We start from the raw sequence: 22,109 nt of genomic DNA on the forward strand, positions 1-22,109 counted from the left end.
AGCGAACGTTTTTAGTAATTTTCTTTAGATTGTTTTAAGCGGCATAAAACGGTTACCTATCGGGAACAGGTAGGTAGCCGTTTTTTATAAGTAGTTTGAGAAATTGTAATTAATAGAAGGAAATATTATGAGACAAAGAGTAACGTATAAGATCGGAAATGAAGAGTTAATTTTAGAGACAGGTCATCTGGCAAAACAGGCAAACGGCGCTATTTATGCGCAATTCGGCGGAACCGCAGTGTTGGCGACGGTGTGTGCGTCATCTACGGCAGTTGAGGGGCTCGATTATGTACCGGTAACCGTCGATTATAATGAAAAATACTATGCAGCGGGAAAGATACCGGGCGGTTTTATCAAGCGTGAAGGCCGTCCTAAGGATAAAGAGATTTTAGTTTCGCGGCTGATCGATCGTCCGATGCGGCCGCTGTTTGAAAAAGCGTTCGGGCGGGAAATTCAGATTGTACCGACCTGTATTTCCTCGGATATGATCAATCCGCCGGATATTTTAGCGGTTATTGCAAGTTCGGCTGCAGTTGTTATTTCCGACATTCCGTTTAACGGGCCGGTTGCGGGCGCCCGCGTGGCATACCTCGACGGCGAGTTTGTAATAAACCCGACCTTCAGCCAGATTGAAAAGGCTGATATGGAAATCGTTGTCGCGGGTACCGCCGAAGGTATTACGATGGTAGAGGGCGGCGCCCACGAGGTTTCGGAAGAGATCATGCTCAAGGCCTTGGAAAAAGCGCATGAATTTATCAAAGCGATCTGTGCGTTGCAAAATGAGCTCCGCGCGGCGTGTGGCAAGGAAAAACTGCCGCTTGCACCCGTGAACGCAACGCTTGCAAATAAAGATGCCATTTACGCAAAGGCCTACCCCGAACTTTCTAAAGCCTTATATACAAAGGGCAAGGTAGAGCGCCGCGAAGCCTGCGATGTTATCAGAAAGGCGCTCGCCGAAGAATATGCGGAGCAGCTTACCGATGAAACACAGGCGAAGCTCTTTGCTGCTTTATTCGACGATATGGAATACCATATTTTGCGCGAAAACATACTGGAAAAAGGCTTGCGGGTTGACGGGCGCGGCTTGGAAGATATCCGTCCCATCACCTGCGAGATTGGAGTGCTGCCGCGTCCGCACGGTTCTGCGGTGTTTACCCGCGGGGAAACACAGTCGCTTGCCGTTGTTACGCTCGGTACCGTGTTTGACGAACAAGTTTATGACGATATCGAAGGCGACCGCCGAGAGAATTTTATCCTGCATTATAACTTCCCGCCCTATTCGGTCGGTGAAGTGGGACGGCTTGGAACCGGACGCCGTGAAATCGGGCACGGGCACCTTGCGCACCGCTCGCTTATGCCGATGATTCCGTCCAGAGAAGCGTTCCCGTATACCATCCGAGTGGTTTCCGAAATTCTGGAATCCAACGGTTCTTCGTCAATGGCAACCGTGTGCGGCGGTACGCTTTCGTTGCTGCACGCCGGCGTCCCGATGAAAAAGCCGGTAGCCGGTATTGCGATGGGACTTATTACCGACGGAAGCCGCTTTGCGGTACTCTCCGATATTCTGGGCGAAGAAGACCACCTCGGCGATATGGACTTTAAAGTTGCCGGTACCGCAGAAGGTATTACCGGCTTCCAGATGGATATTAAAATCGCCGGCGTTTCCGCTGAGATTATGCAAAAAGCGCTCGAGCAGGCAAAAAAAGGCCGGCTCCATATCCTCGGCATTATGAATCAGACTATTTCCAAACCCTCCGAGCAGGTGTCGAAGTATGCGCCGCGGATTGAAACACTCAAGATTCCGGTTGATAAGATCGGAGCGCTCATCGGGCCGGGCGGAAAGATTATTAAGGCGCTGTCCGAACAATACCATGTAACAATCAATACCGAAAACGACGGTACGGTTACCATCTACGGGCGGGATTCTTCGTCCGCGCTCGGCGCCAAAGCTGCGGTTATCGGCATCGTAGAAGATCCTGAGGTGGGCAGAATTTATGAAGGAACCGTTAAGTGCATCAAGGATTTTGGCGCCTTTATCGAAATTCTGCCCGGCAAGGAAGGCCTCTGTCATATTTCCAAGCTTTCACGCAGCCGCATCGAAAAAGTGTCCGATGTGCTGCAGGAAGGACAAAAAGTACCCGTCAAGCTTTTGGAAATCGATAAGCTCGGCCGCTTAAATCTTTCGTATATCGATGCCTGTGAAGAGCAGGAAAAAAACCGTTAAGCCGCTCATTGAGGAAAAAAACGGTGAGTATTGCTGATGGGGCAGTAAAGGTTTTTTCCGTACTCAAGGAAGGAGCCTTGCTGCCTGAATATCAAACACCCGGTTCCGCAGGAGCGGACTTATATGCATACCTGGCGGAACCGATAACGCTGAATCCGATGGAGCGTAAGCTCATCCCAACGGGGCTTTTTGTTGAATTGCCTGTGGGGTATGAGCTGCAAGTACGCCCTCGGTCGGGGCTTGCGCTAAAATACGGTATTACGGTGCTCAATACTCCCGGTACGGTTGATTCCGATTACCGCGGAGAGCTGTGTGTGCTGTTGGTAAACTTCGGCAGCGAACCTTTTACCGTACAAAATGGCGATAGGATTGCACAAGCCGTGGTTGCTCAGGCGGTTCAGGTGAGCTTTGTACAAACTGATGCACTTTCAAAAACAGGACGGGGCACCGGCGGCTACGGCTCCACCGGAATCGCGTAACTGAACGCAATGGAGCCGTTATAAAAAGAAAAATACCCCTGCTACTGTATTTGGAGTTATCGGCATTTTTGCGTTTCGGAGATTAAAAGAAGAAGATGATGGGCATAAGACAAAGGCTGCTTTTTTTATATATTATAAAAGAAATGCTGCTGTACTTTTTTGTCTGTTTTTTGTTTTTGTTCTTTATCTTTTTTGTTAATAATATTCTGCTGCTGGCAGAAGATGTCTTATCAAAACAGGCTCCCTTTAAGGATGTCGCATTGTTGATGCTGTATTCGCTGCCTGCAGTTATCGCAAATGCTGCTCCCTTTGCCGCCTTAATCGGTATATTAATGGGGATTGGCCGGTTTGTCAGCGATTTGGAATTCCTTTCTATGAATGCGCTTGGCGTTTCGCCTCGTTTTCTGATGCTGCCGGTACTGCTGGTCGGTTTAGTTGTTTCGATAGTTTCCTTTTTTACCAACGATGTATTGCTGCCTGCCAGTGCCGTCAATTTTAGACGAGTCTATTGGGATATTGCAACCTCAACTCCTGCACTGGAACTTTCCTCTTATTCCATAAAGCGCAATCGTAATGCGGTTGTTGTAACGGGATTAATACAGGATGGAAAAATCCATAATCTTTTGATTGTCGATAAAAATGCTGATAAAGCATTCCGTATACTCGGTACGCAGACTGCGGAAATTGAAAAATCCGATGATCCTTCAATCGTGATGTCGCTTAAAATGGCTCTGCCACATCTTCTTATTTTAGATCCTTCCGATAAACAAAAATATGATGCAGTAAACGGCGACGCAGTAACCTACAACGTGCTTGCAAAGAGCATTAAGTCCTCTTATTTTAATACAATCGGTCCGTCCGAAATGTCCTCATTTGACCTCTATAAGGATATAAAGGAAAAACAAATACAAAACGAAGACAACCGGATACTCAATTTGTATTGGATGGAATTTCATAAGAAGTTTTCCATTCCTTTCGGTGCCTTCTTTTTTGTGCTGCTTGCCTTTGCCATCAGCAGCGCCGGTAAGGTACATAATCAGGGTGTAGGTTTTGTGTTGGGGCTTTTAATTGCCGTCGCTTATTGGGCGCTGTTTATGGGCGGGCAGACGCTCTGCTTACGGCTTGATTGGAATGGGACTATCGCTATGTGGGTACCCAATATTATGGTATTTGCCGCCTCCATTGCACTGCTGGGGAAAAAATTATTCAAATGAAAATTCTTCAACGATATTTGCTGCAACTTTTTTTCCCCGTCTTTGTGCTAACACTGTTGTTTTTTATTTTGCTGTTGCAGCTCGGCGATCTCTTTCTTAATCTGGCGCAGTATTTACAAAATCAAGTACACTTTGTTACGCTGCTTCGGGTAATGTATTTGTATTTGCCAAAATGTATATCATTTGCAATGCCGCTTTCGGTATTGTTTGCAAGTTCGTATACAATGGGAAATATGTATGCAAAAAATGAGCTGACATCGATTTTTGCCTCCGGTATGCCGCTCGCCGTATTGGTAGCTCCACTTGTACTGTGCGGATTTTTGTTATCGCTTGGGATGTTTTATTTTGAAGACCATATCTTAATTCATTTTCAGCGGCAAAAAATTGCGCTGGTAAATTCTATCTTGGAACCTCAACAGAATTTGAGCAGCAGTGATGTGGTTATTTTATCCGAGTCGGGAAAGATTGTATATTTTGCCGATTACTACGATGATAATCAAAAAGAATTGAGCAATGTACTGATTGTTGTGCGTACCGAATCGGGAGATATTTCTTCCGTTGTGAAAGGAAGTTCGGCTCATTGGCAAACCGATCACTGGGAAGTGTCTGATAAATCTATCTACACCTTTGCTGCCGACAATGATGTCCTCTATCAAGATACCATCGATGAAACTCTTTTTTCCGAACCTCCCGAAACCTTCCAGCGGAATATTACCTCTATCGATGAGATGACTGTTGCACAAGCAAAAGTCTTTATCGATAACTTAAAAAAGATGGGCTTACCCTATCATGAATATCTTTCTCAATATTACCGCCGCTTTTCATTTCCGTTTACAACATTCATTGTTTTATTTTTTTCGGTTTCCATTGGCGGCCGATTTAAAAAAAATATCCTGCTGATGAGTTTACTCTTCAGTTTAGCCCTTGCAGTTCTCTATTATGTTACTGAGATGATGACCATGGTTTCTGCAAAATGGGAATATATTTCTCCGCTTGCCGGTGCGTTTCTCCCTCTTTTAATTTTCACGCTCTTGAGCGTCGCAATGCTTAAAATAGCGCGTACGTAAAAATCATACCTGCTAAACTTCCGTTCCAGAACTAACCCCTAGAATCACGGCAGGTTCTTAGGGTAGAACCCTAAGCCGTTATTTTTCTTTTTAGGGGGCGTAGGGGGCATTTTTCTTTTTATCGGAAAAACTATTTCTAATGCTTTTGAAAATAGACGATGCAGATACGAGGCGCGAGCACAAATTAACCGCAGGCGTATCTTTGATACGTTGAGGATTAATTTGTGCGCAGCAACGAAGTAGATGCGCCGTATATTTTCAAAAGTCTAGGTTTTGAATTTAGAAACTTCTACAACTAAATTCTCAATACTCTGCTTATTCTGCTGCGTAATACCGTTAACTTCCTGTACTGCGTTATTGATTTGTACGGCGCCGGAAGCCATTTCATTCATACTGTCGGTAATAACACGGGTGAGGTTATCCAGTTTTCGCATTTCTTCCGCAACACCTTCACTGCCCTTCAACATTTCAGCGGAACCTGCTTGTACCTCCAATGTTACCATATTGATGTTTTTGATCGCGGTAAGCACTTCTCTACTGCCGTGTTCTTGTTCGCGCATTGCCTCGGTAAGGCTGTTACTCATCTCTTTAACCTGTTCGGCAAGGGTAAAGATTGTATTGAATTTTCCTTCGACGATTCTGGAAGAATTTGCAAGCGTTTCAATTTCACCCGATAGCGTTTTAAGCGTTGTTGTTATTGTTTTGCCTTGAGCGGCTGAATCTTCGGCAAGTTTTCGGATTTCATCTGCGACGACCGCAAAGCCCTTGCCTGCTTCGCCTGCGTGTGCGGCTTCTATCGCAGCATTCATTGCCAGCAGGTTCGTTTGCGATGCAATATGTTGAATAACGCTTGAGGCTTCTATCAGAGACCCCGATTCTTCGGCAATCTTTTTGGTAACCGCATTGGAGGTTACCAATGTATCTTTTCCGTCTCCCGTAGCACCGGTCAGGCTTCTAATCGCCTCATCGGTTTTACCGAGCGTTTGGCCAATGGATGTGATGTTGGCAACCATTTGTTCTATTGATGAAGAAGATTGGGCAACGCTTGCAGCTTGCATTTCGATACTACCGTTAAGTTGCCGAATAGTGCGTACAATCTCTTCGATAGTAGCCGCTGTTTCGGTAACGCTTGCCGCTTGGGTAAGCGCTTGTTGTTTAACGCTTTCGATATTTGCATTTATTTGGTGTATAGCGCTTGCTGTTTCGGTCATATTGCTTGCAAGTTCTTCACCGACACCCTGCATAACATCCGAACTGGCTCCGACTGCTTTAACCGATGTGCCGATTTTCTCTATTGTCTGATTAAAGTAATTGGAAAGATCTGTTATCTCATCTTTGCCTACAACCGGTAAGCGTACCGTTAAATCACCTTCTCCTTGTGCAATATCTTTTAACGCCTCAACCGCGGCCTTTATTGGTTTTACTATTTTATACGCAGTGATATAGACAACCATAATTGCAACCAGCAAGATGACGACTGTAATGACAGAGAGCGATTTTTGCATAACCGCTATACTGCCTAGAAATTCATGTATGGGGGCGGAAAGAATAACTCGCCATCCGGTACTTGCAATTATTCCGAAGGCTGCTATTTGCTCTTCGCCTTGCCAATGAAAGTATCCTGTATCGGGCGCTGTAGATTGCAATGCTCTTTTTTCAAAGGCTGCTATTTCGGCAAAGGCGGTATCTCTTTTTGCTTTTTCCATGCTGTTTTCTTGGGATTTTACCGCCTCAATATCAGTATCTCCGATGGTATTGCCTGAGAGTCCTATAACATAGCAGTCCCCCGTTTCCCCAATTACAATATCGGATATCATTTGGGAAAGACCGGATGCGTCTACCCGTGCATATAAGACACCGATGATGTCCTTTTCGTCGTTATAAATCGGAACCGAGAAAAATGTGAAAAGTTCATTAGTTGCACGTGAAATCATCGGCTCCGTTACAAATGCTTTTCCGTTGAGTGCGGATTGATAATATTCCCGATCGGAAACGTTCGATTGTCTCCCATCGGTAAGCCATGCATTTCCTTCTCGATCGCAAATTCCGAATGCATTTATTTTTGAATTACTGAATGTGAGTTCATGCGCAAGAATAGCAACTTTTTGTTCATACGGAATGTCTTTTCTCAGAGTTTCTTGCCGTGCGATAGCTGTAAGGCTGGCAAAAAAAGTATTGATGCGTTCATCTATCAATGATGCGGTGTCTTTCGCTTTTTCGGTCAGTTGAAGATGAACTTTTTTTATCATTGCATTTTTTGAAATCGTTATTGCCGTAATTCCTAAAACGGCAATTGCAAGCAGCATGAGTAACCCGAATACACAGATAAGCTTACGTTGAATTGAAAAATATTTTCGGGGGCTGCGGATACTGATTGTGTCCTTCATGTTTTGTCGGTCTCCCTACCTATAAAATGTTAAAGTATCGGTTTCTTCGAATAAATATCGTCTGTATCGATACTTAAGAAGATGCGATTATATTCATAAATATATTTTTGTGCAAGACCGTAGCGTATTTTGTATTTTAATTGTACAGATTGCGGGATAGTATAAAGAGGGGCGTAAATGTATGGGGCGCTTAAGCTTCTTTTTTCTTTATCGCGACTTGATCAATTCGCTGCCCATGCATACCGAGTACCGTGCAGATATAAGAACCGGTATCGATGCTGTCGCCGGGGCGGGGAATGGCATCAAGATGGGCAAGCAGGTAGCCGGCAAGGGTGTAGTATTCTTCGGTTGGATGGCGTTCAATATCATTTAAAAGCCCGATCGCCTGTATTTCGTCAAGGCTCATCTGTGCACTGACAATAATACTTCCGTCCGCTTGCCGAGCGGGTTGCTGGCCTGTACGGCTTGCAGACTGAATGCTTCTATTAAACAAGCTTTCCAATAGACCGTCTTTAGTGATAAATCCTTCGATGCCGCCATATTCGTCAATAACGCAGGCGCTATGTGTGTTATGCTCGTTCAGTAATTCAAGGGTATGTCTGATGGTTTGTGATTCGGGAATGAACAGCGGTTTTGTTAAAACTTTTTGCAGATTCGGCGGCGGCGTTTCGAACCTGCTTTGCAAATAATCCCGTGCGCTGACAATACCGATAACTGCATCGATTTTACTTGCACATACCGGAAAATAGTCAAAATTTTTGTGCGTCTTTATCAGTGTAAGAATATCCTGACTCTTATCCGTAATATCAATCCATACAATATCGGAGCGGTAGGTCATGCAGCTGCCGATTTTTCGCGTATATGCAGACGGTTCCTTTTCTTTCGCCTGATATTGCGGCGGTAATGGGAGGTTCATACGGTATGTGCAGCGTAAAAAATGCAGAGCATAAGGTTCGAATCTTATCGATTATAAACTGAGATCGACGAGAGCCGCAGTGCGCGCCGTACCGGCATAGATACTTTCTTTGTGTGCATAAGGCCGCTTCAGCGATGCAACTTGCTGCCGTAAACCGGTAATATGTGTTTGCAGAAGCTCACGATTCTTTTTATTTTGAGCCAAAACCCTTTTTTGTAAGTCATCCAAATCCGTTTTAAGATGAGGAATATCCGAATGATCCGTATTCTTGCAGATATTGGTATACATATATTCCAGCGGATCGATTACTTTTTGAATAGTAAATATTTCGGCAATAATGGACTCTTCCAATTCCGTGTGCTGTAGGACAGCATCGGTGTTTTCGTCGGAAATACTTTTTTCTTGCTTTTCCAATACTGTCAAGTATTCGCGGAATTTAAGCCGCTGCTGCTCTAACAGCGACCTGAACCGCTTGAGGACTGCAACCCGTTCGGCAATTTCGGAATCATTAAGCGTAGCTGTATGCATGGCCTTATCCTGCTATGTTTACACCGGAAGCAACCGGTTTTATTTCTGTTGCAGCGGCGGCAGTTGAATTGACAACATGATGCCATGCTTCGCGAAGTTCTTCCATCATGCCGCGTACCGTAATAAGCGGCTGCGGATCCTTTTGCATATTGGCTTGAAAAAGCTGTTGGTTAAAGAAGGAGTAAAGCGATAAGAGATTTTCGGCAATTTCTCCTCCCTCATCCATATTTAAGGATGCCATCAGCTCGGTAATAACATCCTGCGCTTTTAAAATGTACTGGTGAATGCGTTCAATATTTTCCGCTTCAATTTTTCCATCAGGCATGCCTTCAATGGCAAGGGTAATATTTTTAATACCCTCATCATACAGCATAATGATCAGAGATCCCGGACTTGCCGTTTTTACACGTGTCTCTTTATATGCCGTTAAGGCTTGACTGTTATAACTCATTTTTAATCCCCCATGCGATCGCGTGTTCCTTCTATCTTATCGGCAAAAGAAACGGTCTGTTGAGTCCCTCCGTGAAAAATCTTTCGCATTCCTTTATGGGAAGCCCCAAATATCGCAGCTTTTAGAAACGCCCCCTATATCTTAAACTTTCTAACCTCAGCGGCAAGATTTTCGATGCTTACTGTGTTTTCTTGCGCAATACCGTTAACTGCTTGTACAGCATCACCGATCCGTTCGGAAGCGGCAACCATGCCGTGCATATGTTCGCTGATGCTCAGTGTTATTTGATTTAACCGCTGCATTTCTTGTGCGACCTGCTCTCCGCCGCGCAGCATCTCGGCGGAAGCATCGCGGACACCGCCGGTAACTTCGTTAATATTCCGAATTGCCGCCAACACTTCGCGGCTTGTATTCTCCTGTTCGGCCATTGCGGTAACAATTTGTTCTTCTTGTTGAGAAATTTGGTTGACCGATTCATATACTTCAACAAAGCTTTTTTCCGCTCCTGCTCCGGCGGTGGTTAAGTTGCTGATTATTTGTATTGCATCCTTTATAACGGTACCGATCTGTTTTCCTTGTGTATTTGATTCTTCCGCAAGTTTGCGGATTTCGTCGGCAACAACTGCAAAGCCTTTACCTGTTTCTCCCGCATGAGCCGCTTCGATTGCCGCATTCATAGCCAATAAGTTTGTTTGGCTGGCAATATTTTGGATAACCTGGCTTGCCTCCAAAAGCGCTTCGGTTTTTTCAGCGATTTGCCCGACAACCTCATTAGCATACCTTACTCGATGTTTACCGTTCTTTGTTTGATCATAAACCGTTTTGATAACCGTATTATTCTTTCCGAGGCGGTCTGAAACGGCACCGATATTGGCGACCATTTCTTCTATGGCAGCTGATGATTGTGCAACGCTTTCCGCTTGTCTTTCTATACTTTGATCCAGCTGCTTGAGTCTTTTAATGACCTCTTCAATTGTTGCAGCTGTTTCGGTTACGCTCGCGCTTTGGTCTACTGTTTGATTTTGTACTAAGGCAACGCTTTTTTCTATTTCTTGAGCCGCCGTTTCAGTTTCTGCCATATTTCCGGCAAGTTTTTTGCCGACCGTTTGCATAGTGCCGGCGTTGTGTGAAACCGCTTCTATAACCGAACCGATTCTTTCAATGGTTTGTTCAAAGTATTGGGAGAGTTCGGCTATTTCGTCGTTCCCTTCGACCGAAAGATGAACGGTTAAATCGCCCTCCGCTATGGACATGAGCGCATGGATAACTTTTTTGACCGGCTTTATAATAAATTTTCGGGTAAATCCGGTAATTGTTACTACAAAAAGGCAAAGGATTACAATGAGAATAATCGCTGTTTTAAGGAAGAAATCCGTTCTTCTTGTTAAAGTATGTTCGATTGAAAAACAGAATTTTGCATATCCGATTCTTTGTCCGGAAAAGTCTTTTAGCGGATAATAAGCAAAGGCATCGTTTTTTTCAGTGCGGATCATTCCGTCATCGGGCAATGTTTCCGTGATTTGTGCAGCATCCGAATCAACTTTGCTTTCAAAATTGGAACCGATGAGCTGATAGGTATTATCCAATGTCCGCGCAACGACCGTTACTTTTAAGCCGTCTTTTAATACTTCCGGTGTTGTCGTTAGAACGAATTGGTCGATAAATGCCGTATTTACCGCACCGCCGTATTCTACGGTTCCGAGCATTCGTCTTGCCGTATCGAAAAGCGGCCGTACGACTCTAAAACCCAGATCGTTTACCCCAACTTCAAGGCCGTAAATTTCTTTTTTCTGCGTTTGGGCGGCTACGATGGTAGCTCTAAAAGAAGAAAGGTTGTCGCCGAATTTTGCAGGATTCTGAACGCGAAGAAAAGAGACTGCCGACGGCGTATGAAAATGGAATTGCTGCACTCTATATTTTTGCTTTATATCGGTAAAAATCGGCTGCGTTAACTCCAGCAGCTTTGCTCTGTCCCGTGAAGCAAAGGCTTGAACAATATTTTGATCCCGAGCGATATCGTCTAAAAGGATGCGGCCGACAAGCGAATAACTATTTAATTCGTTATAAAACGCAGAATATTTAAGATCTGCGGTTGCTTTAATTTGATTTTCCGAAAACTGTGTGATGCTCCGCCAATCCTTATAGGCAATAATCCCATACTGAAGCAGTAGCAGCATGATAGTAACAATGAGCAGTTTCGTACCGATGGACCGAACCTGTTTTTTACTGAAATGCAGTCTTTGAAAATGAGCGTTGTTTTTGATCATACTGTGGTGGTCTCCTTTGAAAGACTATTATGTGAACTTTATACGAATAGTGTCAATGTGACAACCGGTATCCGGTATATTAATCAAAGAGAAAGTAGTTGAGATGGAAATATGAGCGGGAAAGAATTGTTGTTGTGTGCTACAGCGGATGAAGGGAGTCGAACCCTCGTCTCCAGCTTGGAAGGCTGGGGTAATAGCCGTTATACGACATCCGCAAAAAATATGAAGCCACTATACCGGAAAAATCCTGATATGTCAATCGGAATCTTTATTTTTACTGCTCGATTTTGTATACTCTATAGTATGATTAAAGCATGTATTTTTGATTTGGATGGAACATTGACCGATACCGTCCGGACACTCGCTTATTTTGTCAATACCGAAACGGCAAAGCACGGATTACCGCCTGCGCCGGTGGAACAGTTTAAGTATTTTGCGGGAAACGGGGCTCGGACGCTTATTCATAGAGTTTTGGCATATCACGGCGTTACGGATGCTGCGCTAGAAAACAGTATTTTACAGGATTACAACGCAGCCTATGATGCCGATTTTTTACACCTCTGCTCTTTGTACGACGGCGTCGCCGATATGATACAAGAGCTGCATGGCAGGGGGATTCAACTCGCGGTTCTTTCGAACAAACCGCAGCCGACTACGCAAAAGATCATCAAAGCTTTTTTTGATGCGGGAACTTTTTCTGTTGTTTTTGGACAGCGGGAAGGGGTTCCGCTCAAACCGGATCCTGCCGGCGTATTTGAGATTTTAGGTCTTTTACACCGCCAAAAACAGGAATGCCTCTACATCGGGGACACTGCCGTGGATATAAACACTGGAAAAAACGCAGGCTTGACAACCGTCGGTGTCCTGTGGGGCTTCCGCGACCGTGCCGAACTGGAAGGCGCCGGTGCAATGCATATTATCGCAAAGCCGTTGGAGCTGCTGCCGCTTGTAACCGCAATCCGGTAATTAGTCTTTTTTCAAAAATAGCACAAGGGCAATCGTGCAGATAATGACATATCCGGCAATGCTGTAACGGTCGGGAACTTCATGGAATAGTAAAAAACCGAACGCTGCGGCAAAGAGGATTTGAGTGTAGTCGAAAACCGCGATATTTTTTGCCGGTGCATAAGAATACGCCGCGGTAACGGTAAATTGCCCTCCTGCGCCTGCTGCACCGGTTGCAATCAGCCAGAAAAGCTGCTGTAAGCTCATCGGCGCAAAACTGTAGAGGAAAAAAGGCAATAGCATCAGCATGGAAGCAACCGAAAAGAAGAACACTACAAATGTACCGGATTCTTTATGCGTTAACAGATAGCGCACACAGGTATATGCACCGCCTGCACAGAGACCTCCGAAACATGCCACTGAGGCTGCAAAGATATGACCCGATCCGGCAAAAGCAGGCTTGATAATTAAGAGGCTTGCGGCAAATGCGCATACCGCTGCAAGAAGCCGGGTAAATCGGATTCGCTCCTTTAAAAACAGAAACGAGAAAAAAATGGTAAAAAACGGCGCAAGCTTTGCCAAGATAGAAGCATCGGCAAGCGCTAAGTGACTGACGGCATAGAAATTGGAAACTAAACCGGCAGTGCCCAATACCGCCCGCAATATAAGGAAGGGGATATTTTTTTTCTGCGGCAGTACAAATTGACGGTTCTTTATCAAAACAAAGAGTGATGTACAACAGGCAATACTGTTCCTAAAAAATGCTTTTTGGATAGACGGTAAATCGCCTGAAAGCTTTGCGCATAAATTCATTATAGTAAAAAAGAAAGCCGAACAAATGATGCACAAGATCCCTTTTTGTGCGGATGTCAATCGAATACTCATAATACCGGTAAAGTATAGCAGAAATGAATACGCGAGGTAAACGCATTAGGGGAACAGGAAAAATGCATCAGAGCTTTTTTAATATTCCTTCAAAATAAGAGAATATGTTAGCAAAATAAGTGCTTATGCATAAAAATACTGTTTTTTTAATATTTTTTCTCTTTTTATGCATATTTATGCATATTTATGCTTGACATTTTTTATAGAAGGTTTTAGTATCAAATTAACGGTTGTTTTTAATATATAGTTTAAAAGCTGCCGAATGTAGGAGGTATCAAGCTATGATATCCTTACACTATCAAAAGGAGTTGAATATGAAAAAAAACATGTATGCCGTATTTGTTTTATTGGCTGCAGCGCTCTTTAGCGTATTCGCTATAGGGTGCAGTAAAAAGGCGGAAACAAAACCGGAACAAACAGACTCGGCATCTAACGGAAAAAAGACCGCCTCGTACCATATCGGTATTGCAACGGGAACCGTTTCTCAATCGGAAGATGACCTTCGCGGCGCCGAAAAATTGATCGAAATGTACGGTTCCGCTAAAACCGGCGGTATGATCCAGCATATCACCTATCCTGATGACTTTATGTCTCAGCAGGAAACAACCATCACACAGATTGCCGCTCTTGCGGACGATCCGATGATGAAGGCTATTATCGTAAACCAGGGAATTCCCGGAACCGCAGAGGCGTTTAAGCGCGTTCGGGAAAAGCGTCCCGATATATTGCTGTTTGCCGGTGAACCGCACGAAGACCCGCTTGTTATCCAAGCGTCTGCCGATATGGCAATAAACAATGACTTCGTGTCCCGCGGCTATACGATTATTTGGGCTGCAAAAGAGCTCGGTGCAAAGACTTTTGTGCATATTTCTTTCCCGCGGCATATGTCGTATGAAACGCTCGGTCTCCGCCGCCAGATTATGGAAGCTACCTGTAATGACCTTGGGGTAAAGTTTGTGTTTGAAACCGCGCCCGATCCGACAAGCGATGTCGGCGTTGCCGGTGCACAGCAGTTTATCCTTGAAAAAGTTCCGCAGTGGATTGAAAAATACGGCAAAGAAACCGCATTCTTCTGTACGAACGATGCCCATACGGAGCCGCTCTTAAAGCAGTTGTTACAGTACGGCGGTATCTTTGTTGAAGCAGACCTTCCTTCCCCATTAATGGGATATCCGGGAGCACTCGGTATCGACCTTACCGAACAGGCCGGGGACTTTGCAGCTATCTTAAAGAAGGTTGAACAGTCGGTTATCGACAAGGGCGGCGCAGGTCGCTTCGGTACGTGGGCTTACTCCTACGGCTTTACGGTCAGCGCAGGTTTGGGTGAATATGCTCGTCGCATTATCGACGGAGAAGCGGAGAAAGGAAGCCTCAGTGATTTGTCAAAAGCGCTGGGTGTCTTTACTCCCAACGCACGATGGAAGAGTGCCTACTACACGGATGCAAATACCGGTGTTCGCGCAAAGAACCAGGCATTAGTATTTATGGATACCTATATTCTCGGAAAAGGCTTCTTGTCTACAACCGAGCAAGAGGTACCGCAAAAATACTTAAATATGAAGTTTAATAAATAGTAGAGAATGGAAACTATTTAAAAAAAAGCCTCCTCAGCAGAACGGGTACATGGAAAGTTTTGAAGTGTACCCGTTTTTTTTTGCTGAATTTTTGCTAATGGTGAAGGATTGTAGGAATTTATGAATAATGATGAAGTTATCTTATCCATCGATCATATTACGAAGGAATTTTCAGGAACGCCCGTTTTGCAGGGTGTGAGTTTTGATGTCCATGCGGGAGAGGTGATCGGGCTGGTAGGAGAAAACGGAGCCGGAAAAACGACATTGATGAGTATTCTGTTCGGTATGCCGGTGATTGCCGAAACGGGCGGCTACGGCGGAACTATTCGGCTGCAGGGGAAAGAAGTCGTTTTCAAAACGCCGTTCGATGCCCTCGGTGCAGGCGTCGGAATGGTGCACCAAGAGTTTTCGCTGATTCCGGGTTTTTCCTCCGGTGAAAATATTATGCTGAACCGTGAGCTTGAGCAGGAAAGTATTATTTCCGACCTCTTCGGGCGGCGGCTTACGACATTAAACCGTAAAGCAATGCACGAACGGGCACAGAGTACGCTTAATCAACTTGGAGTGTCTATCAGCGCACAAACGCTCATCTCCGAAATGCCGGTTGGGCACAAGCAGTTTACCGAAATTGCCCGCGAAATAGACCGCGATAATGTGCGGCTTTTAGTATTGGATGAACCGACCGCCGTCCTCACCGAATCAGAGGCGGAGGTACTGCTGAAATCTATCAAAGCATTAGCGGAGAAGGGCATCGCGGTTATCTTTATTTCCCACCGTCTGCATGAGGTTATGGAAATTTGCGACCGGGTTGTCGTGCTGCGCGACGGCGTTTCAATACAAGACACGGAAACCTCAAAGACGAATATACAGGCGATTGCAGCCGCGATGGTCGGAAGAAAGGTTGAGGGGCAGACCGCCGAAAGGACGGTGCGCCAGTTTGACGAAACCATCCTCGATGTAAAACATCTGTGGGTAGATATGCCGGGCGAGCTGGTTAACGATGCGACTTTCTCCGTTAAAAGGGGAGAGATATTCGGCATCGGCGGTTTGGCCGGGCAGGGAAAAATCGGTATTCCCAACGGTATTATGGGGCTGTTCCGTGCGGGCGGTGAGGTTATTTTTAAAGGCAAGCCGCTCGACATCAGCAAAACCTCAAAAGTGCTTTCGGAAGGGCTTGCCTTTGTTTCCGAAGACCGGCGCGGCGTCGGTCTTTTGCTGGACGAAAGCCTTGACTGGAATATCGCCTTTACCGCAATGCAGGCAAAGCATAAATACTTAAAGAAATATTTGGGCGGGTTAATCACTGTCCGCGACGAAAAGGCGATGAAGGCGCTTGCCGACGAGTATATTAAGATGCTGCAAATTAAATGTACCGGTTCCCAGCAAAAGGCGCGGGAGCTTTCCGGCGGCAATCAGCAAAAAATATGCTTGGCAAAGGCGTTCTGTCTGGAACCCGATTTACTCTTTGTCGCAGAGCCGACGCGAGGTATCGATGTAGGCGCCAAGGCGTTGGTATTGGACGCAATCCGCACGTTAAATAAAGAAAAAGGCGTTACCGTTGTGATGATTTCGAGTGAACTTGAAGAGCTGCGCTCTGTGTGTGACCGTATTGCCGTTGTATTCCAGGGCAAGGTTGCGCATATACTGCAGCCGTCCGAAGATCCGGCTGAGTTTGCGCTTTATATGGCAGGAGTAAAATAGATGGAACAATTAAAAAAGCAACTTGCGGTGTTCGGCTGGCCGCGTATTATTATTTTCTTATTCCTCTTGTCGCTGTTTATTGCAGCGCCTTTTGTGAATGTCAGTATCGGCGCATCTCTTTCGGATACGATAAACCGCTTCGGGATGAATGCCCTCTTGGTGCTTGCGATGGTGCCGATGGTGCAGGCAGGCTGCGGTCTTAACTTCGGGTTATCGCTCGGCGTTATCGGCGGACTGCTCGGTGCGACAATCGCGATGGAACTGAACTTAGTCGGATGGGCAGGCTTTTTTTCAGCCGTGTTTTTTACGATATTGATCTGTGCGGTGATCGGCTACGCTTACGGCAAGCTCTTAAATTTGATTAAAGGCGAAGAGATGACTATCGCTTTGTATGTCGGCTTTGCTGCGGTTATGTTCATGTCGATTTTATGGCTGCTGTTGCCGTATACTAATCCGACGATGGTGTGGGGTTATGCGGGAAAAGGTTTGCGTACAACCATCACGCTCGAAGGATACTGGCTGAAAATACTGAACAATCTATGGGCGTTTCAAGCAGGTTCATTCGTGTTTCCGACCGGGCTTATTCTCTTTGTCTTTGTCTGCTTTTTTATTATGAAGGTATTTATGAAGACACGGACGGGAACGGCATTGACTGCAGTCGGTTCAAATCCCGAATTTGCGCGGGCGAGCGGTGTGAATATCGACCGAGCGCGGATTATCAGTACGGTGCTGTCCACCGTTATCGGCGGTGTCGGGATTTTGCTGTATCAGCAAAGTTTCGGCTTTATTCAGCTGTATCAGGCTCCGCTCTTTATGGCCTTCCCGGCGGTAGCGGCTATTCTGATCGGAGGAGCCTCGGTCAATAAAGCGTCGATTTTAAACGTAATGCTGGGGACATTTCTGTTTCAAGGTATTTTAACAATGACTCCCTCCGTTATTAATAGTGTTTTGCAAACCGATATGTCGGAGGTTATCCGTATTGTGTTGTCAAACGGCATGATTTTGTATGCACTGACGCGGAAGACGCAGGCGGCGAGGTAGATTATGGTATCGTCTAATATGCTTAAAAAGAAGTGGGGAAATTTTTCCGCGGTTGATTTTATTCTGGATAATTTGGTATCCATCATATTTTTGGTTATTTCGTTCCTTGCCATTCCCGTGTCGGGCTTATCGGCGCACCATATTATCGCCGAAATTTTAACGCGGATCGGTAGAAACTCCTTTTTGGTGTTTGCGCTCATCCTGCCGATTATGGCAGGGATGGGTATCAACTTCGGGATGGTGCTCGGCGCGATGGCTGGGCAGATCGGTCTTATTTTTGCAATGGACTGGAGCATCGGCGGTATCTACGGATTGGTGTTTGCAGCCTGTATCGGGATGCCGATATCCATCTTGCTTGGGATTGTCGCCGGTTCGGTGCTGAACCGTGCCCGTGGGCGGGAAATGGTTACGAGCTACATCCTCGGGTTTTTCTTTAACGGGATTTATCAGTTCTTTGTGCTGTACATCCTCGGGTCGGTTATTCCGATGCACAATAAGGCGATTATGCTTTCCCGCGGCTATGGGGTGCGCAATACGCTTGAGTTGGCGCCCGTACGGCAGATGCTCGATACGGCAATCCCGCTCACGATTGCAGGGTTTAAAATTCCGATTCTTTCGTATCTGATTATTATTGCATTGTGTTTCTTTATCGTGTGGTTTAGAAAGACAAAGCTTGGACAGGATATGCGGGCAATCGGGCAGAATCAGACGGTTGCACTCGCTTCGGGTATCGCAGTTGAGCGGACACGGATTATTTCGATTGTTATTTCGACGGTGCTTGCCTGTATCGGGCAGATTATCTTCTTGCAGAATATGGGAAACATGAGCACCTATAATGCGCATGATCAAACCGGTTTCTTTGCCGCCGCGGCAATCCTTGTCGGAGGCGCTTCGGTAAATAAGGCAAATATTAAAAATGTCTTTATCGGTATTATCTTGCTGCATTTTTTGTACATCGTTACGCCGATGGCGGGACAGCACCTCTTTGATTCTGCGATGATCGGTGAATACTTTAGACAGTTTTCCGGCTATGCGGCAATTGCGTTATCGCTTGTCATGCACGCAGCGCGTAATCAAAAGAATGCGGAAAAACAGCGGGCTGCGCTGCGGGCCGAAAGCGGGAGGGCATAATGATTCGAGTACGTTCAAAAAAAGGTCAGCGACTGGTAAAAATAGGCTTGGTTGTTTTTTACTTGCTCATTATGGCACTTATGTTTTTATTCGGCCGCTCTCATACCGTGCTGATAGATAACAATAGCGATCCGAACGGCGCATATAAAGCGATTGACGGCTGTACTATTTCATTTAATGGAGAAAAGCCGATCGAGATGTTTAAGGGCGACCGCGATAAAATTATGCTGCGGGGTCAGATTCATCATGTAAAGGTTAGCTTCTTTAACGGACAAGAAGATGTTACCGGTACTATCACCATTCCGCTTTTTGAAGATGCGGTGATGGTGTCAATTCCGGCCTTTACGAGAGGCGAAAATGCCGTTACTCATTTTGAGCTGTATGCTCCGGCGGAAGAACGGTAATGATGAGACCTGTTCGATAACTGCGTTGCCGAACAGGTTTATTCTATATTTTTTTGAGTGCGGCAACTTCATCGGGGGTAAGCTCGCGGCAAGAACCGGCAGGTAATTGCCGGTCGAGCACAACGCCGCCCATCGAAATCCGCTTGAGGTAGACTACTTCATTTCCCAGTGCTTTTATCATTTTTTTTACTTGATGGTATTTCCCTTCACATATATGCATCAAAAATGCCCATTCGGTTTTTATGTTTTGAGCTTCCGTGCGTTCAAAGGTCGCGGGAAGGCAGATGAAGTTTTTTCCAAGCGGTAATCCTTGATTACAGGCTGTTTGGGCGGCATTAAATTCAGCTTCGGAGAAAGGGGCAGCCGTTTCAAGATAATAGCTTTTGATACAGGCTGATTTCGGAGCGGTAAGCCGGTGGGTGAGTTCCCCGTCATCGGTAATGATGAGCAGCCCTTCGGTATCGAGGTCGAGCCGCCCGATGGGGAAAAGATTCATTGCGGAAAAAGGCGGCGGCAGCAGCTCCATAACGGTGCGGTGCAGCGGATCGGAGGTAGAAGTAACAACCCCAGCCGGTTTGTTCAGCATAAGGTAACAGCAGGTACGGAGATACAGTTGTTCCCCGTTGCGTAACAGCGTATCGTGTTCAGGGTCAAGCAGCGTCCCTGCATCGGTTACCCGTGTGCCGTTGAGCCGGAAATCTTCTTTACGCAAAAGCCGCCGTACATCTTTCCGTGAACCTAATCCGTTCGCAGCGAGTATTTTATCTATTCTTACAAGCATGTTCTGTAAATGGCGTTTAACCCGTAGTCAAGCGGCGGTACAGTTCCCGTACACCTTCGGATCTGTCTTTCAGCAGTGCAGTAATGCAGGGACGCCCGATCATGACCTGCGCTGCACCGAGCCGTTTCGCAGCGGCGATATCTGCGCGGCTCCGCAATCCGCCGTCTACCCACACCTCGCCTGCAAACTTACGGAGCGTACTGCCGTACTCGGCTAAGAAATCCGCCGTACTGCCGCGCCTTGTTTCTATCCTGCCGCCGTGATTGGAAATAACGGCAACATCGGGACGCAGCTCTTTTACCAGCTCGACATTTTCAGGTAAAAATATTCCTTTAATTGCAAAAGGCTTTTGTGCATACCGCTGTATTTCTTTCAGACTCTGTGCATCTTTTTGTTCAAGCTGAACCAGGTTGCGCATCGTTACAATATTATAGGAATCGATATCGATCCCTATCAGATCGGCAGAGCCGCGTACCCAATCAATCCGTTCAAAGATACGGGAATTAGGGTACGGCTTAATGAACACCGCTCCGGTTTTTCCGTACCGCCGGAGGGCTGCAAGGCCTCCCTGTATCTTTGCATCGGGGTAGCCGTCTCCAATGCTGAGCAGGAACCCTGCTTCGGCACAGGCTTCAATTAAATCGAAATAAAACGCGGCCTCGTCTTCGTAGCCGACATTTTCGACACCGCCGGTAATAGGCGCCAATCTAATGGGAGGCAACACATCATCACATAGCGTATCGCTATAATATTTTCGCCATGCAGAACAGTTGCTGATAAAATTGGCGCTTTGAAATACGCCGCCCATTCCAGGCAGCTCGCCGAGACAGCCGTATCCGTCGCATTCGGCACAAAAATGACATTTATATCCGCTCATGATTTTCTACAATAGGGGGTAGCATTTTATTCATTTATAAATTACGTTTCAGTGCTATCTTGGCTTCAAACATAGAAGCTGGAGTACTGTAAAGAAGCGGGTAAAACGAAAAACGGAAATCAAGATCGCACGGTCCGATATTCAGTGTATAGAACGGCGTAAAGGCGAGTACTACGAGCTGCATATTCGTCGGGCGTGTTATCGGCAGGGCAATCAGACTGTGAAATCCCCCCTGCATTTTATTTAATTCCATCCTTCCAAAACCAAAGAACATATTTAACCCGCCGTAGAGCTCATTATGAACGATAGTAAAAGGCTTTATAAGCGGTGCAGCAGGAAAAAGCCCGCCGGATTGAGTGTCCCGAATCTTGGAAATAAAGAATGTAAAATCAAAGTCCATCCGTTCAAGTGCGATACGCGGTTCAAAAAATGCAAAGAGATTGCCGATAAAATCCTGTTGCAGTGTTGCGCTTCTAAAATTCGTTTTATGCAACCCTACCTGCGTAAAAATACCGACATTATCATGAACGGTAAAAAGTGCCGAAGCTGATGTGGCAAGAGATACTTTTGCCGCTTTATCGCTAATATGAAAGGAGAAGTTTGCATTGATAAGTGCAATATTGGTGAAAACACCTCCCTGTGCGTATAGGCTGTATTCTTGTTTATCATTTATCCCTCCGTTCCAGCTGAAAGAGCCTCCTACATACCCGGTATTCAAAATGAGTCCTGCAGCACTGACACCTAAGCCTTCGCGAGGACGCGGCGGTGTAAAAAGCGCGGCAATATCGTTTTCATACATTTTTACCGGCCGTATACGCTGCTTAAGAAAATAAAAACTATACTGTTCGCCGGTAAGACTTTGGTGTTCTCCCGTAAAGACTGATAAAATCAGCGGCTGGCCTATAAAATTCGGAAAGTTCAGAGAAAAATCAACACAGGTGAATTGTCCCGGTATCCGCGACAGTTGTTCCGGATGGAAAAAACGCAGCACATCAGGAATATAGAGCGCAAGGTTTAAGTCGCTGTAAAAACGTTCTCCGTGCAGTAAACGGAAATTAACGGACGATTCTTGGACTATACTGAATTGTGACAAGCCACCCGGCTGTTTACCTGCCAATATCCCGAAGTTAAATTCAGGCACATTAACCTCTAAGGCTGCGGCGGTGTATATCATCGAAAAACAAACAAAGATACGTGCGATAAATTTTTTCATTTAAAACTCCCTTTACAGTTTCGG

At 45.7% G+C, this 22,109-nt stretch carries 19 protein-coding genes and 1 tRNA gene; 10 read left to right on the plus strand and 10 right to left on the minus strand.

Annotated elements, in window-relative coordinates; genetic code table 11:
* Positions 1-127 precede the first annotated feature (127 nt).
* From pnp to E4N66_RS04025, 4 genes are all read left to right on the plus strand, one after another.
* A complete protein-coding gene (gene pnp, locus E4N66_RS04010) occupies positions 128-2,224 on the plus strand; it encodes a polyribonucleotide nucleotidyltransferase (RefSeq protein WP_253729049.1) in 2,097 nt (698 codons plus the stop codon).
* Between the two features lie 23 nt (positions 2,225-2,247).
* On the plus strand, positions 2,248-2,703 hold the full coding sequence (gene dut / locus E4N66_RS04015; RefSeq protein WP_044015568.1) for a dUTP diphosphatase: 456 nt from the start codon (positions 2,248-2,250) through the stop codon (positions 2,701-2,703).
* Positions 2,704-2,798: 95 nt separating this feature from the next.
* Positions 2,799-3,917 carry an LptF/LptG family permease gene (locus tag E4N66_RS04020; protein WP_044015570.1) on the plus strand — a complete coding sequence of 373 codons (1,119 nt, stop codon included), beginning with the start codon at positions 2,799-2,801 and terminating at the stop codon, positions 3,915-3,917.
* Positions 3,914-4,984 carry an LptF/LptG family permease gene (locus tag E4N66_RS04025; protein WP_253729050.1) on the plus strand — a complete coding sequence of 357 codons (1,071 nt, stop codon included), beginning with the start codon at positions 3,914-3,916 and terminating at the stop codon, positions 4,982-4,984. Before E4N66_RS04020 ends, E4N66_RS04025 begins: the two co-directional genes overlap by 4 nt.
* A 266-nt stretch (positions 4,985-5,250) precedes the next feature.
* On the opposite strand, the gene E4N66_RS04030 is transcribed toward E4N66_RS04025, so the two are convergent.
* From E4N66_RS04030 to E4N66_RS04055, 6 genes are all read right to left on the minus strand, one after another.
* On the minus strand, positions 5,251-7,371 hold the full coding sequence (locus tag E4N66_RS04030; RefSeq protein WP_253729051.1) for a methyl-accepting chemotaxis protein: 2,121 nt from the start codon (positions 7,369-7,371) through the stop codon (positions 5,251-5,253).
* 190 nt (positions 7,372-7,561) lie between these two features.
* Positions 7,562-8,287 carry a transporter associated domain-containing protein gene (locus E4N66_RS04035; protein ID WP_044015577.1) on the minus strand — a complete coding sequence of 242 codons (726 nt, stop codon included), beginning with the start codon at positions 8,285-8,287 and terminating at the stop codon, positions 7,562-7,564.
* A 51-nt stretch (positions 8,288-8,338) separates the two neighbouring features.
* Complete coding sequence (locus E4N66_RS04040; protein WP_044015579.1) at positions 8,339-8,815, minus strand: hypothetical protein; 477 nt, start codon at positions 8,813-8,815, stop codon at positions 8,339-8,341.
* Positions 8,816-8,819: 4 nt separating this feature from the next.
* Positions 8,820-9,266 carry a flagellar export chaperone FliS gene (gene fliS / locus E4N66_RS04045; protein WP_044015581.1) on the minus strand — a complete coding sequence of 149 codons (447 nt, stop codon included), beginning with the start codon at positions 9,264-9,266 and terminating at the stop codon, positions 8,820-8,822.
* Between the two features lie 134 nt (positions 9,267-9,400).
* On the minus strand, positions 9,401-11,533 hold the full coding sequence (locus E4N66_RS04050; protein ID WP_044015584.1) for a methyl-accepting chemotaxis protein: 2,133 nt from the start codon (positions 11,531-11,533) through the stop codon (positions 9,401-9,403).
* A 143-nt stretch (positions 11,534-11,676) separates the two neighbouring features.
* Positions 11,677-11,748: transfer RNA gene (locus E4N66_RS04055), tRNA-Gly, on the minus strand.
* Positions 11,749-11,836: 88 nt separating this feature from the next.
* On the opposite strand from E4N66_RS04055, the gene E4N66_RS04060 reads away from it, so the two are divergent.
* On the plus strand, positions 11,837-12,499 hold the full coding sequence (locus tag E4N66_RS04060; protein ID WP_044017241.1) for an HAD family hydrolase: 663 nt from the start codon (positions 11,837-11,839) through the stop codon (positions 12,497-12,499).
* On the opposite strand, the gene E4N66_RS04065 is transcribed toward E4N66_RS04060, so the two are convergent.
* Positions 12,500-13,291 carry a DMT family transporter gene (locus tag E4N66_RS04065; RefSeq protein ID WP_253729052.1) on the minus strand — a complete coding sequence of 264 codons (792 nt, stop codon included), beginning with the start codon at positions 13,289-13,291 and terminating at the stop codon, positions 12,500-12,502.
* Between the two features lie 386 nt (positions 13,292-13,677).
* On the opposite strand from E4N66_RS04065, the gene E4N66_RS04070 reads away from it, so the two are divergent.
* The 5 genes from E4N66_RS04070 (at position 13,678) to E4N66_RS04090 (ending at position 19,214) form a co-directional block, all read left to right on the plus strand.
* The gene (locus E4N66_RS04070) at positions 13,678-14,937 is read left to right on the plus strand and encodes a DUF3798 domain-containing protein (RefSeq protein WP_253729053.1); all 1,260 of its coding nucleotides are present in this window, start codon (positions 13,678-13,680) and stop codon (positions 14,935-14,937) included.
* Between the two features lie 120 nt (positions 14,938-15,057).
* A complete protein-coding gene (locus E4N66_RS04075; protein ID WP_253729054.1) occupies positions 15,058-16,638 on the plus strand; it encodes a sugar ABC transporter ATP-binding protein in 1,581 nt (526 codons plus the stop codon).
* On the plus strand, positions 16,639-17,679 hold the full coding sequence (locus tag E4N66_RS04080) for an ABC transporter permease subunit (RefSeq protein WP_253729055.1): 1,041 nt from the start codon (positions 16,639-16,641) through the stop codon (positions 17,677-17,679).
* Between the two features lie 3 nt (positions 17,680-17,682).
* The gene (locus tag E4N66_RS04085; RefSeq protein WP_253729056.1) at positions 17,683-18,810 is read left to right on the plus strand and encodes an ABC transporter permease subunit; all 1,128 of its coding nucleotides are present in this window, start codon (positions 17,683-17,685) and stop codon (positions 18,808-18,810) included.
* Positions 18,810-19,214 (plus strand): DUF6672 family protein, encoded by a 405-nt coding sequence (locus E4N66_RS04090; RefSeq protein ID WP_253729057.1) that lies wholly within the window; start codon positions 18,810-18,812, stop codon positions 19,212-19,214. The genes E4N66_RS04085 and E4N66_RS04090 overlap by 1 nt, the downstream gene beginning before the upstream one ends.
* Before the next feature lie 43 nt (positions 19,215-19,257).
* On the opposite strand, the gene E4N66_RS04095 is transcribed toward E4N66_RS04090, so the two are convergent.
* The 3 genes from E4N66_RS04095 to E4N66_RS04105 are packed head-to-tail and all read right to left on the minus strand — an operon-like array spanning position 19,258 to position 22,085.
* Positions 19,258-19,995, minus strand: a complete 738-nt coding sequence (locus E4N66_RS04095) for a pseudouridine synthase (RefSeq protein ID WP_253729058.1) — start codon at positions 19,993-19,995, stop codon at positions 19,258-19,260.
* A gap of 16 nt (positions 19,996-20,011) precedes the next feature.
* Positions 20,012-20,872: an alpha-hydroxy-acid oxidizing protein gene (locus E4N66_RS04100; protein ID WP_253729059.1), complete on the minus strand. Its 861-nt coding sequence runs from the start codon at positions 20,870-20,872 to the stop codon at positions 20,012-20,014.
* Between the two features lie 34 nt (positions 20,873-20,906).
* A complete protein-coding gene (locus E4N66_RS04105; protein ID WP_253672723.1) occupies positions 20,907-22,085 on the minus strand; it encodes a hypothetical protein in 1,179 nt (392 codons plus the stop codon).
* Positions 22,086-22,109 lie beyond the last annotated feature (24 nt).

It is taken from the genome of Treponema sp. OMZ 857 (assembly GCF_024181085.1).
Lineage (GTDB): Bacteria > Spirochaetota > Spirochaetia > Treponematales > Treponemataceae > Treponema.

What these genes read in the sequence shown, in the direction of transcription:
- E4N66_RS04105 (WP_253672723.1), bottom strand. Translation starts at nt 22,085, where the DNA reads ATGAAAAAATTTATCGCACGTATCTTTGTTTGTTTTTCGATGATATAC.
- E4N66_RS04080 (WP_253729055.1), top strand. Translation starts at nt 16,639, where the DNA reads ATGGAACAATTAAAAAAGCAACTTGCGGTGTTCGGCTGGCCGCGTATT.
- E4N66_RS04100 (WP_253729059.1), bottom strand. Translation starts at nt 20,872, where the DNA reads ATGAGCGGATATAAATGTCATTTTTGTGCCGAATGCGACGGATACGGC.
- E4N66_RS04050 (WP_044015584.1), bottom strand. Translation starts at nt 11,533, where the DNA reads ATGATCAAAAACAACGCTCATTTTCAAAGACTGCATTTCAGTAAAAAA.
- E4N66_RS04075 (WP_253729054.1), top strand. Translation starts at nt 15,058, where the DNA reads ATGAATAATGATGAAGTTATCTTATCCATCGATCATATTACGAAGGAA.
- E4N66_RS04060 (WP_044017241.1), top strand. Translation starts at nt 11,837, where the DNA reads ATGATTAAAGCATGTATTTTTGATTTGGATGGAACATTGACCGATACC.
- E4N66_RS04030 (WP_253729051.1), bottom strand. Translation starts at nt 7,371, where the DNA reads ATGAAGGACACAATCAGTATCCGCAGCCCCCGAAAATATTTTTCAATT.
- pnp (WP_253729049.1), top strand. Translation starts at nt 128, where the DNA reads ATGAGACAAAGAGTAACGTATAAGATCGGAAATGAAGAGTTAATTTTA.
- E4N66_RS04020 (WP_044015570.1), top strand. Translation starts at nt 2,799, where the DNA reads ATGATGGGCATAAGACAAAGGCTGCTTTTTTTATATATTATAAAAGAA.
- E4N66_RS04040 (WP_044015579.1), bottom strand. Translation starts at nt 8,815, where the DNA reads ATGCATACAGCTACGCTTAATGATTCCGAAATTGCCGAACGGGTTGCA.
- fliS (WP_044015581.1), bottom strand. Translation starts at nt 9,266, where the DNA reads ATGAGTTATAACAGTCAAGCCTTAACGGCATATAAAGAGACACGTGTA.
- E4N66_RS04085 (WP_253729056.1), top strand. Translation starts at nt 17,683, where the DNA reads ATGGTATCGTCTAATATGCTTAAAAAGAAGTGGGGAAATTTTTCCGCG.
- E4N66_RS04065 (WP_253729052.1), bottom strand. Translation starts at nt 13,291, where the DNA reads ATGAATTTATGCGCAAAGCTTTCAGGCGATTTACCGTCTATCCAAAAA.
- E4N66_RS04095 (WP_253729058.1), bottom strand. Translation starts at nt 19,995, where the DNA reads ATGCTTGTAAGAATAGATAAAATACTCGCTGCGAACGGATTAGGTTCA.
- E4N66_RS04070 (WP_253729053.1), top strand. Translation starts at nt 13,678, where the DNA reads ATGAAAAAAAACATGTATGCCGTATTTGTTTTATTGGCTGCAGCGCTC.
- E4N66_RS04035 (WP_044015577.1), bottom strand. Translation starts at nt 8,287, where the DNA reads ATGAACCTCCCATTACCGCCGCAATATCAGGCGAAAGAAAAGGAACCG.
- E4N66_RS04090 (WP_253729057.1), top strand. Translation starts at nt 18,810, where the DNA reads ATGATTCGAGTACGTTCAAAAAAAGGTCAGCGACTGGTAAAAATAGGC.
- E4N66_RS04025 (WP_253729050.1), top strand. Translation starts at nt 3,914, where the DNA reads ATGAAAATTCTTCAACGATATTTGCTGCAACTTTTTTTCCCCGTCTTT.